Consider the following 13102-nt stretch of genomic DNA (forward strand, 5'->3'; position numbering starts at 1 on the left):
GCCGCGTCGCCGCCATGCTCTGTCGCCCCTTCTGACGTGGAGGCCGCTGCCTCCGCATCCCCCTGCCCTCCCATGCCGAGGGCATCCGTGCGCCCCGCCGCGCACCACCCGCACTCGCCACATCCCGCCGCAACTGCCCCGGAGGAGAGAAGAGCATGAGCCGCAGCGACGTCCTGGTCGACGCCGACTGGGTCCAGGAGAACCTGGACAACCCGGAGATCGCGATCGTGGAGGTGGACGAAGACACGTCCGCCTACGACAAGAACCACATCCGCAACGCGATCCGCATCGACTGGACCAAGGACCTTCAGGACCCGGTCCGCCGCGACTTCATCGACCAGGAGGGCTTCGAGAAGCTCCTGTCGGCGAAGGGCATCGCCAACGACACGCTGGTGATCCTCTACGGCGGCAACAACAACTGGTTCGCGTCCTACGCCTACTGGTACTTCAAGCTGTACGGCCACGAGAACGTCAAGCTCCTCGACGGCGGCCGCAAGAAGTGGGAGCTGGACGCCCGCGAGCTGGTCGAGGAGGTCCCGGAGCGCCCGGAGACCACCTACACCGCCAAGCCGCAGAACACCGCGATCCGTGCCTTCCGCGACGACGTCGTGGCGGCCATCGGCTCGCAGAACCTCGTCGACGTGCGGTCCCCCGACGAGTTCTCCGGCAAGCTGCTCGCCCCGGCCCACCTGCCGCAGGAGCAGTCGCAGCGTCCGGGTCACGTCCCGTCCGCCCGCAACATCCCGTGGTCGAAGAACGCCAACGACGACGGCACCTTCAAGTCGGACGACGAGCTCAAGGAGCTCTACGCCGAGGAGCAGGTGGACCTCGCCAAGGACACCATCGCGTACTGCCGTATCGGTGAGCGCTCGGCCCTGACCTGGTTCGTCCTGCACGAGCTGCTCGGTGTCGAGAACGTCAAGAACTACGACGGCTCCTGGACCGAGTACGGCAGCCTCGTCGGCGTCCCGATCGAGCTCGGCGCCAACAAGTAGGCCACGCGCCAGCCCCGCAAGCCCCCTCAGACCGACCTTTCAAGACCTCAACAGGAGTAACGCATGTGTGGAGCGAAGGCCGGCGGCCCGGACACCTCGACGATCAAGCCCGGTGAGACCACGATCCAGGGCCAGGTGACCCGCGACGGCGAGCCGGTGGTGGGTTACGTCCGCCTCCTGGACTCGACCGGCGAGTTCACCGCGGAGGTGCCGACCTCCGCCACCGGACAGTTCCGCTTCTACGCGGCGGAGGGAACCTGGACCGTCCGCGCCCTCGTTCCCGGCGGTACCGCCGACCGCACGGTCGTCGCCCAGCAGGGCGGCCTCGCCGAGGTCGCGATCGCGGTCTGAGAGCAGGACCACGGCCAGGGGCCGTATCCACGGGTCTGTACCCGGGGATACGGCCCCTGCGCCGTGTCGGGGCGCCGGACCTACTCTGGAGTCATGCTCGCTCGCCGGCGTCGTGTCTACTTCGTCATGATGGGGATCTGCATCGGGCTCTTCGTCCTGGCGTGGGGGGTCGTGCGCATCTGGTCCGTGCCCGCCGCGGTGGGGATGTGCGTGGTGGCCATGGTCATCCCTCCGGTCGCCGCGATGGTCGCGAACCGTCGCGGTCCCGACGACCGCTGGTGGGACGACCCGTCCGGCGATCCCGAGTCCGACGAGTGGTGGGACGAGCTGGACGGCAAGAAGCCCCCTCGGTCCTGAGGCGGTCCTCGCGGAGGCCGGGCGCCTACCGGAACGCGGCCGCGTTGCGCCGGGCCCACTCGGCGAAGGTCCGGGGCGGGCGGCCCAGCACCGCGGCCACGTCCGGGCTGAGCCGGAGCTCGGCCGCGGTGGGCGCACCGAGCACGGCCAGCGTCGTCTCCAGCACCGGCTCCGGCATGAAGGCGGCCATCCGCGCCCGCGCCGCCGCCCGGCTCAGCTCCACGAACCGCACCGGCTCACCGAGGGCCGCCCCGATCGCCGCGGCCTGCTGCCGGGGTGTGACGGCCGCCGGCCCGTTCAGCTCGTAGACCCTGCCGGTGTGCTCGTCCTTGCGCAGGGCCGTGGCGGCCACCTCGCCGATGTCCGCCGGATCGACGACGGGCAGCCCGACGTCCCCGAACGGCGCGGCCACGGTGCGCTCGGCGCGCACCGACTCCGCCCAGGCGAAGGCGTTGGAGGCGAAACCGCCGGGCCGCAGGATCGTCCAGCCCAGGTCCGAGGCGCGCACCGCCTCCTCGACCGCACGCATCAGCCCGCCGTGCGAGGGCGAGTCCGGCCTGGTCACCACGCCCTGCGAGGAGAGCAGCACCACCCGTCGCACCCCGGCCTCCCGCGCCAGGTCCAGCACGGCCCGCGCGTCGAGGCCGTGCCCGCCCGTGCCGCCGTCGTGCAGGAACAGCGCCTCGGCACCCTCGAAGGCGGCCCGCAGGCTCTCCGGCTCGGCCAGATCCCCGCGCCGGTGCACCACCCCGTCCGGCAGCTCCACCGGGGCCGTGCCCCGCGAGACCGCCGTCACCCGCTCCCCGGCCTCCGCCAGGGTCCGCACCAGCGACCGCCCGACGTTCCCGGTCGCACCCGTCACCACGATCATGCTCAACTCCCGTGTTCTCCCGGTGTCTTCAGCGATGACGGGGACGCTAACAGCGTCGGTATAGTAGGTACCTAGAGGAAAGTGACTACCTCAGAGGGGTGTGGTGGCCATGGCTGCCGGAACGCGACGCCGACCGACGCCCGACGTGGTGACCGACCCCGAGCTGGCCTGCCCGATCTCCCCGGTCGTGGACATCGTGTTCAGCCGCTGGACCACACCGGTCCTCTGGTCGCTGCACGCCTTCGGCCGCCAGCGTTTCGTGGAGCTGGAGCGGCGCATCACGGGCATCACCCCGAAGGTGCTCACCCAGCGCCTGCGCCAGCTGGAGCGGGACGGCCTGGTCGTGCGCACCTACCACCCCGAGGTGCCGCCCCGCGTCGAGTACGAGATCAGCGAACTCGGCACCACCCTCGCCCCGCTCTTCGCCCACCTCGCCGACTGGGCCGGCACCAACCTCGGCCAGGTCGAGCAGGCCCGGCAGCGCTACGACGACGCGGGCGGCCCCCGCTCGTAGCGCCGCCCCCGCGTCCCTAGTAGACGAGCGCCTGCGTGCCCTCGGCCATCGCCTCCTGCACGAACACCTGCGCGCCGGCGATCCGTACGCCCTCGATCACGTCCTTCTCCGTGATGTCCCGGCGGGCCGCGCACTGGGTGCACAGGGTGAGGGTGCCGCCCGCCAGGACCGAGTCGACCAGGTCGGGCAGCGGCGCGGCGTGCGGCAGCTCGAACTCGGCCGCCCGCCCCGGCAGCGCGAACCACGCGGACTCCCCGGTCAGCCACAGCGACACCTCGACGCCGCTGGCCACCGCCACCGCCGCCACCGTGAACGCCTGCGAGCACCGCTCGGGGGCGTCCGCCCCGGCCGTCACCTTGATCACGAGCTTCTTAGCCATGCCCGCAGCGTAATCCGGCGGCCGCGGTCACGTACGGCACGTACCGGCGCGCTGGTGCTGGCGCAGCAGGACGTTCGCGTCGACGGCCGCGCTGTGGTCGTACGCGACGAGCGCGTTCTCCCGCCGGTCGCCCAGCTCCGCGCACTCGGCGCAGCCGGGTACCGGCCGGGGTGGCCGGCTGAGGTCCTCCGGGTCCGGTGGTACGGACCAGGTACGGTCGTTCGCCGCGCGTACGCCGGCGCTGATCCGCTCCCTGTCGGTGGCGGGCCGTAGCGTCGCGGGATCCGCCTCCCACTCTCTGCCGCCGCCGACGGGGCGCAGTATCGCGTACGGCCCCGACCGGTCCCGGTACTCGCCGACCTGGTCGGTGGCGGCGTCGTAGAGCAGGGTTCCGGGCTCCATGGCATTTGCTCCTTTCGTCCAACATCTATACGAAATGCGAGAGTTGGACTACTCTGCGTATCGAGGCTGCTACGAGCATGGCCCGGGAGCGGGGTAGGCACGCCGATGAGGTGCGGTTCTTCCCCGTCTGGCGGCGCTAATTCCATAAATTCCATGTGGTGTGGGAGGGGAGCGATGCCGCAGAGGCGGGTGGTGACGGGCCGAAGCCAGGAGCCGCGGCAGCGGTTCGCGGAGGAACTGCGGCTGCTGCGGGCGGAACGGGGCGTGAGCCTGCGGGAACTGGCCGGCGAACTGGGCTGGGACGCGTCCAACTTCGGAAAGATGGAGAGCGGACGGAGCCTGGGCAGCCCGGAGGTCGTGGAGGCGCTGGACCAGTACTACGGGACACCCGGCTTATTGCTGGCCCTGTGGGAGCTGGCGGTCGGTGACCCGTCGCAGTTCAAGGAGCAGTACCGGCGGTACATGGTGCTGGAGGCGGAGGCGACCAGCCTGTGGCACTACGCCGTGAGCCGCCCACCGGGGATGCTTCAGACGCCGGCGTATGTGCGGGAGGTACTGGCGGCGGGCGGCCTGAAGGACGAGGAACTTGAGCAGCAGGTCGTCGCGCGCATCGGACGACAGGCGGTGCTGGAAGGCGACGACGCCCCGCCGTTTCGCGTCATTCTCTCGGAGGCCGTGCTGCGTAACTCGCTTCGTGACCCGGGGGAATGGCACGAACAACTGCGGTACTTGGCGGCAGCGGGAGGGCGCCCGAACATCACGCTGCATGTGCTGCCGTTCGGTACCGGCCTGCACGGCCTGGCGAGCACCGACGTGATGTTCCTGCGGCTGCCGGACGGCCGTGCGGTGGCCTACGCGGAAAACGACGTACGGGGCGAACTGGTCGAGGAAACAAGCAGGGTTGAGCACCTGCACCGCACTTATGATGCCGTACGTGACCTGGCGCTGAGCCCCGCTGAGTCGCGGACGTTCATCTTGCGGATGCTGGAGGAAGTGCCGTGCGAGCCATCGACTTGACCAACGTGACCTGGCGTAAGAGCAGCTACAGCAACTCGGACGGCGGCCAGTGCCTCGAAGCCGCCGCCGGTCTCCCTTCCCACATCCCCGTCCGTGACAGCAAAGCCCCCTCCTACGGGACCCTGCTCTTCGAGGCCTCGGCCTGGGCTGCCTTCGTGGACGGGGTCAAGCAGGGCCGGTAGGCGGCCGCCGCCACCTGTGTGAACGAACGCAGCAGGGGGTTTCCGTCGCCTTCCCGCCAGGCCAGCACCACCCGGCTCGGCGCCATGTCGCTCACCGGTACCACCACGAGCCCGTCGCCGGGGTCGTGGCCCGCCAGGGTCATGCCGACCGTGCCGTTCCACAGCACCGCCTGCCGGCATTCCACCTCGCCGTCGTAACTCGGCGCGATCAGGGTTCATGTGCGGATGGGGGACCGCCAACTCGCTCTGAACGCAGGCCTGCTGGTCGTGGCGGCGGTGACCTGCGGGCTCGCGACGGTGTCCTGATCGTGATTAATCGCTGTACAACTCAGTGATCGGGCCATGAGTCTCCTGTGCAGCGCGGATCGAGGAACCCGCGCCTCCGTTCGCACAGGGGGAACCCTTGGAGACACCAGAAGCGCCACCCGAGGCACCGCCCGCGAGACGCGTACGAGGCCGTACGGCTGCCCTGATCGCCACCGCCGCCGTGCTCGGCGTCGTCGCGGGCACCTGCGTCGGCTACCTCGTCCAGGCCGACCGCGCGCCCACCGCCCTGCCGTCGCTCTCCCAGCCGTCCCTCGCGCAGGCGAAGGGCGCCGGTCCCGAACCGCTGTCGGCGGCCCAGGACCGGAAGGTCAAGACCGACGGTGATCTGCGCAAGCTGCTGCTGCGCAAGCCCGCCGGGGCGCGCAAGGCGCTGATCGAGGCGGGCAACGACGGCTGGATGGACCTGGCCGCGTACGCGGAGGACTTCCAGAGCCCGGACAACGCCTTCCGCAGGCTGGCCGAGGAGGACGAGCTGCGCCGGGTGGCCGTCGCCGACTGGCGTGAGGGCAGCACGTACAGCGTGGAGATCCGGCTGGTCCAGTACCGCGAGACGGAGCGCGGCACGCAGGCCGCCGACGACGCGGACGCCGCTTACGACAACGCCCAGCCGCCGGACGACCACGACACCGACGGCTGGCCGATACCCGGCACCGGCGACGGCATGGCGTACGTCCACCACAAGCCCGACACGGGCTACGGCGTGAGCCTGTACTCGGCGGAGGCGCACGCGTGGCGCGGGGACATCGCCATGGAGATCTGGATCTACGACATGAAGCCGATCCCGAAGGCGAAGGTCATGGATCTGGCGAAGCGGCAGATGGAGCAGCTGTGAGCGAGCACCCGGAAACCCCGCAGAACCCCGCACCGCCGGAGCCCACCACCGCTCCCGCCACTCCCACCACCACGCCCGCCACTCCCGCTGAAGTCACCTTCGCGGCCGCCGCTCCCGCTGATCTGCTCGAGGGCGGCGGGAAGCCACGGGGCCGCCGTCGTGTCGCCGCCGTCGCCAGTGTCGGCGTGCTGATCGCGGCCGTTCTCGCGGGTGCCGCGTACACCGTCGTCACCGTCCGCGGCGCGGACCGCGACCCCGGCGCCCCCGTCTGGAGCCTGCCCAAGGCCGTCAAGCAGACGAAACCGGCCGCCGGCCCCGGGCTCCAGGGGATGCTGCTGCCGTACGACGACTCCTACGGGCGCGGCCCGGACATGGCCCAGTTCGGGTCGGACGCCGCGCTGTCCGGCCGGGAGGCGGAACTGCTGCGCGCGGAGTCGGTCAAGGACCTGCCCCGCTCCCAGCAGCGGGACCTGCAACGGCAGTTCGACCGCAACCCGGTCAAGGGCATGGCGATGCGCAGCTACGTGAACACGGAGGTGCCGTACGCCAACACGTACACCATGCGGATCGTGCTGGCGCAGCTCGGCAGCCGGGGCACGGTCCGTTCCCTGGCACGGCAGCAGGAGGGGTACCTCGACGCGCTGAAGCTGCTGCGCAAGGGCCCCGCGATCAAGGGGTACGAGAACTCGACCGCGTGCTTCCTGGTGTCGTCCGGCTCGGCGGAGACGCTGGACCTCATGTACTGCTCCGGCTACGTCGGCGACGTCCTGGTCACCGCCACGGCCACCGCGGCCAAGCCGCTGAACCAGCGGAGCGCCGCGGACATGCTCCGCGCACAGCTCGACCGCATCAAGGACCCGGGGGCATCGGTATGACCGTCAACGAGCCGGAGCAGGCCACACCGGTGGCCGTGGAGATCCCGGTGCCGCCACTGCCCGAGGTGCCGCCCGAGCCCCCGAAGAAGGACCGGCGGCGGCTGCGGGCCACGCTCCGCTGGGCCGCCGCGGTCGTCGTCTTCGCGGTCGCCGGGTCCGGGACGGCGTACGGCGTCACCCTGCTCGACCGCACCGACGTACCCGGGCTCGCCACCCACTCCGACGGCCGCTGGGACTACCCCACGCTGGTGAAGCCGCCGCTGCCGGCCGGCAGCCCGGGACCGAACGACGACCTCCGCAACCGGGCCGGCGCCCACTACGCCGACCTGCGGAAACTCGTGCTGCCCGCGCCGGGTGGCGCCACCGTGGACCCGGCGCTCAAGGGGACCGACGGCTGGCTGCCGACGAAGACCTTCCTCCAGGAGTTCGCGCACCCGGCGGACCGCACGGAGGTGGGCCAGAAGCTCACCGACAACGGGCTGCGGCACATCACGGCCCGCGGCTGGACCACCCCCGACGGCACCCACACCCGCATCTACCTGCTCCAGTTCGACACCGCGTCGATCGCCGAGCACATGCTCAGCAACGAGTTCACGGCGTACGAGGCCCCCAAGTACCCGGTGCGCGGCGGCGACGCGTACGAGCGGGACCTGGGCTTCCCGGTGGCCGCCCACCTCGACCGGGTGCACACCGCCCCGATCCGCGAGAGCAAGCCGTACGGCGCCGAGGAGGTGCGGGAGGCGTACCTCGCCGCGGGGGACACGCTCGGCCTGATCGTGCAGTCCCGCAAGGGCAGCGCGCTCGCCGTCCCCTTCCAGCAGACCGTCACCCTCCAGGGCGAGCTGCTGAGCTGACCTCGCCAAGAGCCCCGGGGCCCGGCCGCGTAAGCTGGGCCCCGGCTCTGTGTACGCCCACCCTCGCTCAAGGAGCACCCGTGGAGATCTTCTTCGAAACCCTGCTGGTCCTGGTCTGCGTCGGCGTCATCGCCTTCGCCGGACTGACCGTGAAGAAGCTGTACCAGGGCCAGCGCTGAACCACCCCGTCCAGGAACCCGTCTAGGAAACAGCCGCCATGATCGAGATTCCGTCCGACCTGCACAAGGACCTGGTCCCGCTCGCCTTCCTGCTGGGCAGCTGGGCCGGCGCGGGCGTCCACGACTTCCCGGGCTCGGAGAAGTGCAACTTCGGCCAGGAGGTCACCTTCGGCCACGACGGCCGGGACTTCCTGGAGTACCACTCCCAGACCTGGGTGCTGGACAACGACGGGAACAAGGTCCGCCCGCTGGAGACGGAGCACGGCTTCTGGCGCATCGACGCCGACCGCAGGGTCGAGGTCACGATGACCCGCGACGACGGCGTGATCGAGATCTGGTACGGCGAGATGGCCGACAAGAAGCCCCAGATCGACCTCGTGACGGACGCCGTGGCCCGCACCGCCGCCTCCGCGCCCTACACCGGCGGCAAGCGCCTGTACGGCTACGTCAAGAGCGACCTGATGTGGGTCGGCGAGAAGCAGACCCCCGAGGTCGAACTCCGCCCCTACATGTCGGCCCACCTGAAGAAGGTCGTCACCCCGGAGGACGTCGAACGCTGGGCCAAGGCCCTCCCCGACGACATGCCGGACGACGGCATCGCGTTCTTCAAGTAGATCCGGGGTCTGCTGGTGGCCCCGGAGTTTGCGAGAGGTTCTAGACTTTCGGTGTGGTGAGCACCGACTGGAAGAGCGACCTCAGGCAGCGCGGCTACCGGCTGACGCCGCAGCGGCAACTCGTGCTCGAAGCCGTGGACACCCTTGAGCACGCGACCCCCGACGACATCCTCGGCGAGGTGCGGAAGACCGCGTCGGGGGTCAACATCTCCACGGTCTACCGGACCCTGGAGCTCCTGGAGGAGCTGGGCCTGGTCAGCCACGCCCATCTCGGGCACGGGGCGCCGACCTACCACCTCGCCGACCGGCACCACCACATCCACCTGGTCTGCCGGGACTGCGAGAACGTGATCGAGGCCGATGTGGCGGTGGCCGCCGAGTTCACCGCCAAGCTGCGGCGCGAGTTCGGCTTCGAGACGGACATGAAGCACTTCGCGATCTTCGGGCGCTGCCAGGACTGCGTGCAGAAGACGGCCAGGACCGCGACCGTCCGGACTTCAATTACCGAGTCGTAGGCTTAGTCATATGAAGAGCCCCCTGCTGTCCCTGCCCGGTGCGGTGCCCGCCGAGGGCGTGGACGAAGGCGTCGCCGCCCACTACGGCGACCTGTTCCGTGAGCAGCGCGCCCTCGCCGACGGCACCGGTTTCGTCGACCTGTCCCACCGCGGGGTCGTCACGGTCACCGGCGAGGACCGGCTGAGCTGGCTGCACCTGCTGCTCACCCAGCACGTCAGCGAGCTGCCCACCGGCGAGGCCACCGAGGCCCTGATCCTCTCCGCGCACGGCCACATCGAACACGCGCTGTACCTGGTCGACGACGGCACCACGGTCTGGGCCCATGTCGAGCCCGGCACCGAGGAGGCGCTGATCGCCTACCTGGAGTCGATGAAGTTCTTCTACCGGGTCGAGGTCGCCGACCGCACCGCGGACTTCGCGGTCGTCCACCTCCCGGCCGGTTCCATCGCCGAGGCCCCGGACGGTGCCGTCGTACGCGAGACGGCGTACGGCCGTGACCTCTTCCTGCCCCGGGCGGAGCTGGAGGCGTTCGCCGCGAAGGCCGGTCCGGCCGCCGGGCTGCTCGCCTACGAGGCGCTGCGTGTCGAGCACCACCGGCCCCGGCTCGGCTTCGAGACCGACCACCGCACCATCCCGCACGAGCTGGGCTGGATCGGCACCGCCGTGCATCTGCAGAAGGGCTGCTACCGGGGTCAGGAGACCGTCGCCCGGGTGCAGAACCTCGGCAAGCCGCCGCGCCGCCTGGTCTTCCTGCACCTCGACGGCAGCGAGGTGCACCTGCCGCCGCCCGGCACCGAGATCCGCGTCGCCGACGAGGGCGAGGACGGCCGGAAGATCGGCTTCGTGACCACGTCCGTACGCCACTTCGAACTGGGGCCGGTGGCCCTGGCGTTGGTCAAGCGCAACGTCCCGGCCGACGCCCGGCTGGTCGCCGGGGAGACCGCGGCGGCGCAGGAAGTGATCGTCGAGCCGTAGGGCACGGCACCGCGCCCCCCTTTCGAGGGGGGCTCACATCTCCAGCAGGACGGTGAACGGTCCGTCGTTGGTCAGCGACACCCGCATCTGCGCGCCGAACCGGCCGGTCGCCACGGTCGCGCCGAGCGACCGCAGCTGCGCGACCACCTCGTCCACCAGCGGCTCGGCGACGTCCCCGGGGGCGGCCGCGTTCCAGGTCGGCCGCCGCCCCTTGCGCGCGTCCCCGTACAGGGTGAACTGGCTGATCACGAGCAACGGCGCGGCGACGTCACTGCACGACTTCTCGTCCGCGAGCATCCGGACGGACCAGAGTTTCCGCGCCAGTTGGGCCGCCTTCTCCTTGGTGTCCGTGTGCGTCACCCCCACGAGCACACACAGTCCCTCGCCCTCGATCGCGCCCACCGTCTCGCCGTCCACGACGACACTGGCACCGTCCACCCGCTGAACCACCGCTCGCATGGCCACCATCATGCCCGGCGCCCGTCCGGCCGCCACAGCGGGTGCATTATTGATCCTTAAGGCCCCATCTGCGGCCGTTCGGGGGCACTCGGTCACATAGCGGCCACTTGGGGTGGCACCATGCTTCCACACACCGGTCGAGGGGACGGTAGAGGCGTATGAGCACACCGAGTACCGGGCGACTGAAGGTGCAGGGCGCGCAGGGCGTGCCGAGCCTGCCCCGGCCGCCCGCACAGCGCTCCGAGGGCATCGAGCTGCCCGCGGAGCCGCCGGAGCACGACCTGACCCGCCTGAGCCTGCCCGAGCTGCGTGTCCTGCGCCGGGACGCCGTGCGCGACGAGGCGGACCTCAGCTATGTGCGGCGGCTGCTCCAGGGCCGTATCGACATCCTGCGCGCGGAACTGGCCCGCCGCTCCCCGGCGGGCGCGGCCTCCGTGGTCGACCGCCTCCCGGAGATCCTCACGGACGCCCCGGCCCGCCACCGCTCCTCGGCCCGCCACGTCACCCTGGGCACCCCGCACAACGAGGAGTACGGCCGGCTGGCCGCCGAGATGCTGGCCGAGGTCGAACTCTCCGACCTCCAGGCCCGCACGGACCCGGAACTCACCACGGCGATGGGCCGCCTGATCCGCTACGAACAGGAGGTGTCCCGCCGAAGGCAGCACCTGCAACGCACGGCGGACGACTCCAGCGGAGAGATCACCAGGCGCTACCGAGACGGCGAGGCCCAGGTCGACGACCTACTGACGTAACACCGAACCCCCCGTGATGGCGCCCCGGAAGGGGCGCTGGGGGTCCCCCCCGGCCGAAGGCTGGGGGAGGAACTGCGCGACAAGCCCCCGTCGGCGGGCACCCGAAAATCACTCAGCACCACCCCTGTCGAACACCTACCGTGAACGCATGACCGACCCCGTCGAAGTCCGCCCCATAACCGAACCCGAGCTCGCCGACTGGCACCGCGCACTGAAGACCGGCTTCCTGACCCAGCCCACCCTCACGGACGACCAACTCGACGCCCGCCGAAGGCAGTTCGTACCGGGCAGACTCCTGGGCGCCTTCGACGGCCCCCGCTGCGTGGCCACGTTCCGCTCCTTCGCACAGGAACTCACGGCGGTCGGCGGTGCCCCCGTCCCCGCCGACGCCATATCGAACGTCACGGTCAGCCCCACCCACCGCCGCCGCGGCCTGCTCACCCGCATGATGAGCCAGGACCTCGCCGCGGCCAAGGACCGCGGAGACGTCGTCGCGACGCTGATCGCCGCGGAGTACCCGATCTACGGCCGCTACGGCTTCGGCCCGGCGACCACCCTGACGGAGTGGAGGGTCGAGGTCCCGCGCACCGGCCTGGACCCCCGCTGGTCGCGCCCCGAGGACGGCGGCCGTATCGACCTCGTCGACGGCGAGGACATCCGCAAGCTCGGCCCCGAACTGCACGAACGCGTCCGCCGCGGCACGCCGGGCGCGGTCAGCCGGGACTGGCTGTGGTGGCGGGTGAACACCGGGGCCGTCCGCTTCGGCGACGACTGGACCGAGCCCTTCTACGCGGTGTACCGCTCCGCGTCCGGCGAGGTCGAGGGCATGGTGTCGTACGAGTCGGACGACAACTGGCACGACAAGCAGCCGTACAACACGGCGAAGGTGAACTGGCTGCTCGGCGCCACCCCGGCGGCGGAGCGCGCGCTGTGGCACTACCTGTGCTCGATCGACTGGATCACCACCGTGACGAGCGGCTGGCGGTCGCCGGACGACCTGCTGCCGCACTACCTCCCCGACCCGCGCGCCGCGCGGATCACCACCCAGGCCGACTGGCTGTGGGTGCGGATCCTGGACGTCGTACGGGCCCTGGAGGCGCGGACGTACGACGCGACGGGGTCGCTGGTGCTGGCGGTGGCGGACCGGCAGGGGCTGGCCGGCGGCCGGTTCCGGCTGGACGCCTCCCCCGAAGGCGCGTCCTGCTCCCCGACCACCGACACCCCCGACCTCGCCCTCGGCATCGCCGAGCTGGCGAGCGTCTGGCTCGGTGACCAGACCGTCGCGCGACTGCACGCGCTCGGCCGGGTCCAGGAAGAGCGAGTGGGCGCCGCCCGGGAGGCCGACGCCCTGCTGCGCACATCCGGGCGGCCGTGGTGCCCGGACATCTTCTAGCGGTCCCCTTCCTCTCGGCGACGGTGCCTGAATCACCTTGTTCGGTTGTGGCTGTCCTGCTCATCCGTAGCGAGCTGCCTGAGCCGCCTGAGCTTTTCGAGCTGTGAAGTTGTGGCTGTGCGGGTCCTGCGGTCTTCGGTTGTCGGTGTTCAGTTGTGACTGTGCTGGTCGTGCGCCCCGCCGGCCGCCCTGGGTGACCGGGCTCCCGGCTCCCCTCCGGAAGGGAACCCGCTCGGCCAACCGACGAGGAAGTTTGAC

General features: G+C 71.0%; 18 protein-coding genes and 1 pseudogene. 14 read left to right on the top strand and 5 right to left on the bottom strand.

Annotated features, from left to right (window positions below; genetic code table 11):
* Window positions 1–155: 155 nt before the first annotated feature.
* The 3 genes from MB828_RS42270 (at window position 156) to MB828_RS42280 (ending at window position 1703) form a co-directional block, all read left to right on the top strand.
* Window positions 156–995, top strand: a complete 840-nt coding sequence (locus MB828_RS42270; RefSeq protein WP_301652800.1) for a sulfurtransferase — start codon at window positions 156–158, stop codon at window positions 993–995.
* Between the two features lie 63 nt (window positions 996–1058).
* The gene (locus tag MB828_RS42275) at window positions 1059–1346 is read left to right on the top strand and encodes a DUF1416 domain-containing protein (protein ID WP_133026778.1); all 288 of its coding nucleotides are present in this window, start codon (window positions 1059–1061) and stop codon (window positions 1344–1346) included.
* A 93-nt stretch (window positions 1347–1439) separates the two neighbouring features.
* Complete coding sequence (locus tag MB828_RS42280) at window positions 1440–1703, top strand: DUF3099 domain-containing protein (RefSeq protein WP_133026777.1); 264 nt, start codon at window positions 1440–1442, stop codon at window positions 1701–1703.
* 25 nt (window positions 1704–1728) lie between these two features.
* Here MB828_RS42280 and MB828_RS42285 read toward each other — a convergent pair whose 3' ends face one another.
* The gene (locus MB828_RS42285; RefSeq protein WP_301652801.1) at window positions 1729–2574 is read right to left on the bottom strand and encodes an SDR family oxidoreductase; all 846 of its coding nucleotides are present in this window, start codon (window positions 2572–2574) and stop codon (window positions 1729–1731) included.
* A gap of 109 nt (window positions 2575–2683) precedes the next feature.
* Here MB828_RS42285 and MB828_RS42290 point away from each other — a divergent pair, with 109 nt between their 5' ends.
* The gene (locus MB828_RS42290; protein ID WP_133026775.1) at window positions 2684–3088 is read left to right on the top strand and encodes a winged helix-turn-helix transcriptional regulator; all 405 of its coding nucleotides are present in this window, start codon (window positions 2684–2686) and stop codon (window positions 3086–3088) included.
* 16 nt (window positions 3089–3104) lie between these two features.
* Here the strand turns inward: MB828_RS42290 and MB828_RS42295 are convergent, their stop codons facing one another.
* Together MB828_RS42295 and MB828_RS42300 are read right to left on the bottom strand one after the other, a co-directional pair.
* Entirely contained in the window at window positions 3105–3467 is a 363-nt protein-coding gene (locus MB828_RS42295; RefSeq protein ID WP_301652802.1) for a DsrE family protein, read from the bottom strand.
* A 27-nt stretch (window positions 3468–3494) separates the two neighbouring features.
* Window positions 3495–3869, bottom strand: a complete 375-nt coding sequence (locus tag MB828_RS42300; RefSeq protein ID WP_133026773.1) for a hypothetical protein — start codon at window positions 3867–3869, stop codon at window positions 3495–3497.
* Window positions 3870–4043: 174 nt separating this feature from the next.
* Between MB828_RS42300 and MB828_RS42305 the strand changes: the two genes are divergently transcribed.
* Both MB828_RS42305 and MB828_RS42310 read left to right on the top strand, forming a co-directional pair.
* Complete coding sequence (locus MB828_RS42305; protein WP_133026772.1) at window positions 4044–4886, top strand: helix-turn-helix domain-containing protein; 843 nt, start codon at window positions 4044–4046, stop codon at window positions 4884–4886.
* Window positions 4868–5068: a DUF397 domain-containing protein gene (locus MB828_RS42310; protein ID WP_430381509.1), complete on the top strand. Its 201-nt coding sequence runs from the start codon at window positions 4868–4870 to the stop codon at window positions 5066–5068. The genes MB828_RS42305 and MB828_RS42310 overlap by 19 nt, the downstream gene beginning before the upstream one ends.
* Here the strand turns inward: MB828_RS42310 and MB828_RS42315 are convergent.
* A pseudogene (locus tag MB828_RS42315) lies at window positions 4999–5250 on the bottom strand (hypothetical protein); the annotation flags it as partial. The gene MB828_RS42310 and the pseudogene MB828_RS42315 overlap by 70 nt on opposite strands.
* A 221-nt stretch (window positions 5251–5471) precedes the next feature.
* Here MB828_RS42315 and MB828_RS42320 point away from each other — a divergent pair.
* From MB828_RS42320 to MB828_RS42345, 6 genes are all read left to right on the top strand, one after another.
* A complete protein-coding gene (locus MB828_RS42320; RefSeq protein ID WP_301652803.1) occupies window positions 5472–6227 on the top strand; it encodes a hypothetical protein in 756 nt (251 codons plus the stop codon).
* On the top strand, window positions 6224–7102 hold the full coding sequence (locus MB828_RS42325) for a hypothetical protein (protein ID WP_301652804.1): 879 nt from the start codon (window positions 6224–6226) through the stop codon (window positions 7100–7102). Before MB828_RS42320 ends, MB828_RS42325 begins: the two co-directional genes overlap by 4 nt.
* Entirely contained in the window at window positions 7099–7956 is an 858-nt protein-coding gene (locus MB828_RS42330) for a hypothetical protein (RefSeq protein ID WP_301652805.1), read from the top strand. The genes MB828_RS42325 and MB828_RS42330 overlap by 4 nt, the downstream gene beginning before the upstream one ends.
* Window positions 7957–8173: 217 nt before the next feature.
* On the top strand, window positions 8174–8749 hold the full coding sequence (locus tag MB828_RS42335; RefSeq protein WP_132892078.1) for an FABP family protein: 576 nt from the start codon (window positions 8174–8176) through the stop codon (window positions 8747–8749).
* A 53-nt stretch (window positions 8750–8802) separates the two neighbouring features.
* Window positions 8803–9264: a Fur family transcriptional regulator gene (locus tag MB828_RS42340; RefSeq protein WP_133026764.1), complete on the top strand. Its 462-nt coding sequence runs from the start codon at window positions 8803–8805 to the stop codon at window positions 9262–9264.
* 10 nt (window positions 9265–9274) lie between these two features.
* The gene (locus tag MB828_RS42345; RefSeq protein ID WP_133026763.1) at window positions 9275–10240 is read left to right on the top strand and encodes a YgfZ/GcvT domain-containing protein; all 966 of its coding nucleotides are present in this window, start codon (window positions 9275–9277) and stop codon (window positions 10238–10240) included.
* Between the two features lie 33 nt (window positions 10241–10273).
* On the opposite strand, the gene dtd is transcribed toward MB828_RS42345, so the two are convergent.
* Window positions 10274–10699, bottom strand: a complete 426-nt coding sequence (dtd, locus tag MB828_RS42350) for a D-aminoacyl-tRNA deacylase (RefSeq protein ID WP_046732065.1) — start codon at window positions 10697–10699, stop codon at window positions 10274–10276.
* 158 nt (window positions 10700–10857) lie between these two features.
* Between dtd and MB828_RS42355 the strand changes: the two genes are divergently transcribed.
* Window positions 10858–11451, top strand: a complete 594-nt coding sequence (locus MB828_RS42355) for an aerial mycelium formation protein (protein WP_133026762.1) — start codon at window positions 10858–10860, stop codon at window positions 11449–11451.
* Window positions 11452–11599: 148 nt separating this feature from the next.
* Window positions 11600–12844, top strand: coding sequence for a GNAT family N-acetyltransferase (locus MB828_RS42360; protein ID WP_301652806.1), 1245 nt, complete (start codon window positions 11600–11602; stop codon window positions 12842–12844).
* The last annotated feature ends 258 nt before the right edge of the window (window positions 12845–13102 follow it).

This window comes from Streptomyces arenae (assembly GCF_022343545.1).
In the GTDB taxonomy this organism is placed as follows: domain Bacteria; phylum Actinomycetota; class Actinomycetes; order Streptomycetales; family Streptomycetaceae; genus Streptomyces; species Streptomyces humi.

Excerpts from the sequence above, each read along its gene's own strand:
- MB828_RS42270 (WP_301652800.1), top strand. The coding sequence starts at position 156 with ATGAGCCGCAGCGACGTCCTGGTCGACGCCGACTGGGTCCAGGAGAAC.
- MB828_RS42275 (WP_133026778.1), top strand. The coding sequence starts at position 1,059 with ATGTGTGGAGCGAAGGCCGGCGGCCCGGACACCTCGACGATCAAGCCC.
- MB828_RS42280 (WP_133026777.1), top strand. The coding sequence starts at position 1,440 with ATGCTCGCTCGCCGGCGTCGTGTCTACTTCGTCATGATGGGGATCTGC.
- MB828_RS42285 (WP_301652801.1), bottom strand. The coding sequence starts at position 2,574 with ATGATCGTGGTGACGGGTGCGACCGGGAACGTCGGGCGGTCGCTGGTG.
- MB828_RS42290 (WP_133026775.1), top strand. The coding sequence starts at position 2,684 with ATGGCTGCCGGAACGCGACGCCGACCGACGCCCGACGTGGTGACCGAC.
- MB828_RS42295 (WP_301652802.1), bottom strand. The coding sequence starts at position 3,467 with ATGGCTAAGAAGCTCGTGATCAAGGTGACGGCCGGGGCGGACGCCCCC.
- MB828_RS42300 (WP_133026773.1), bottom strand. The coding sequence starts at position 3,869 with ATGGAGCCCGGAACCCTGCTCTACGACGCCGCCACCGACCAGGTCGGC.
- MB828_RS42305 (WP_133026772.1), top strand. The coding sequence starts at position 4,044 with ATGCCGCAGAGGCGGGTGGTGACGGGCCGAAGCCAGGAGCCGCGGCAG.
- MB828_RS42330 (WP_301652805.1), top strand. The coding sequence starts at position 7,099 with ATGACCGTCAACGAGCCGGAGCAGGCCACACCGGTGGCCGTGGAGATC.
- MB828_RS42335 (WP_132892078.1), top strand. The coding sequence starts at position 8,174 with ATGATCGAGATTCCGTCCGACCTGCACAAGGACCTGGTCCCGCTCGCC.
- MB828_RS42345 (WP_133026763.1), top strand. The coding sequence starts at position 9,275 with ATGAAGAGCCCCCTGCTGTCCCTGCCCGGTGCGGTGCCCGCCGAGGGC.
- dtd (WP_046732065.1), bottom strand. The coding sequence starts at position 10,699 with ATGCGAGCGGTGGTTCAGCGGGTGGACGGTGCCAGTGTCGTCGTGGAC.
- MB828_RS42355 (WP_133026762.1), top strand. The coding sequence starts at position 10,858 with ATGAGCACACCGAGTACCGGGCGACTGAAGGTGCAGGGCGCGCAGGGC.
- MB828_RS42360 (WP_301652806.1), top strand. The coding sequence starts at position 11,600 with ATGACCGACCCCGTCGAAGTCCGCCCCATAACCGAACCCGAGCTCGCC.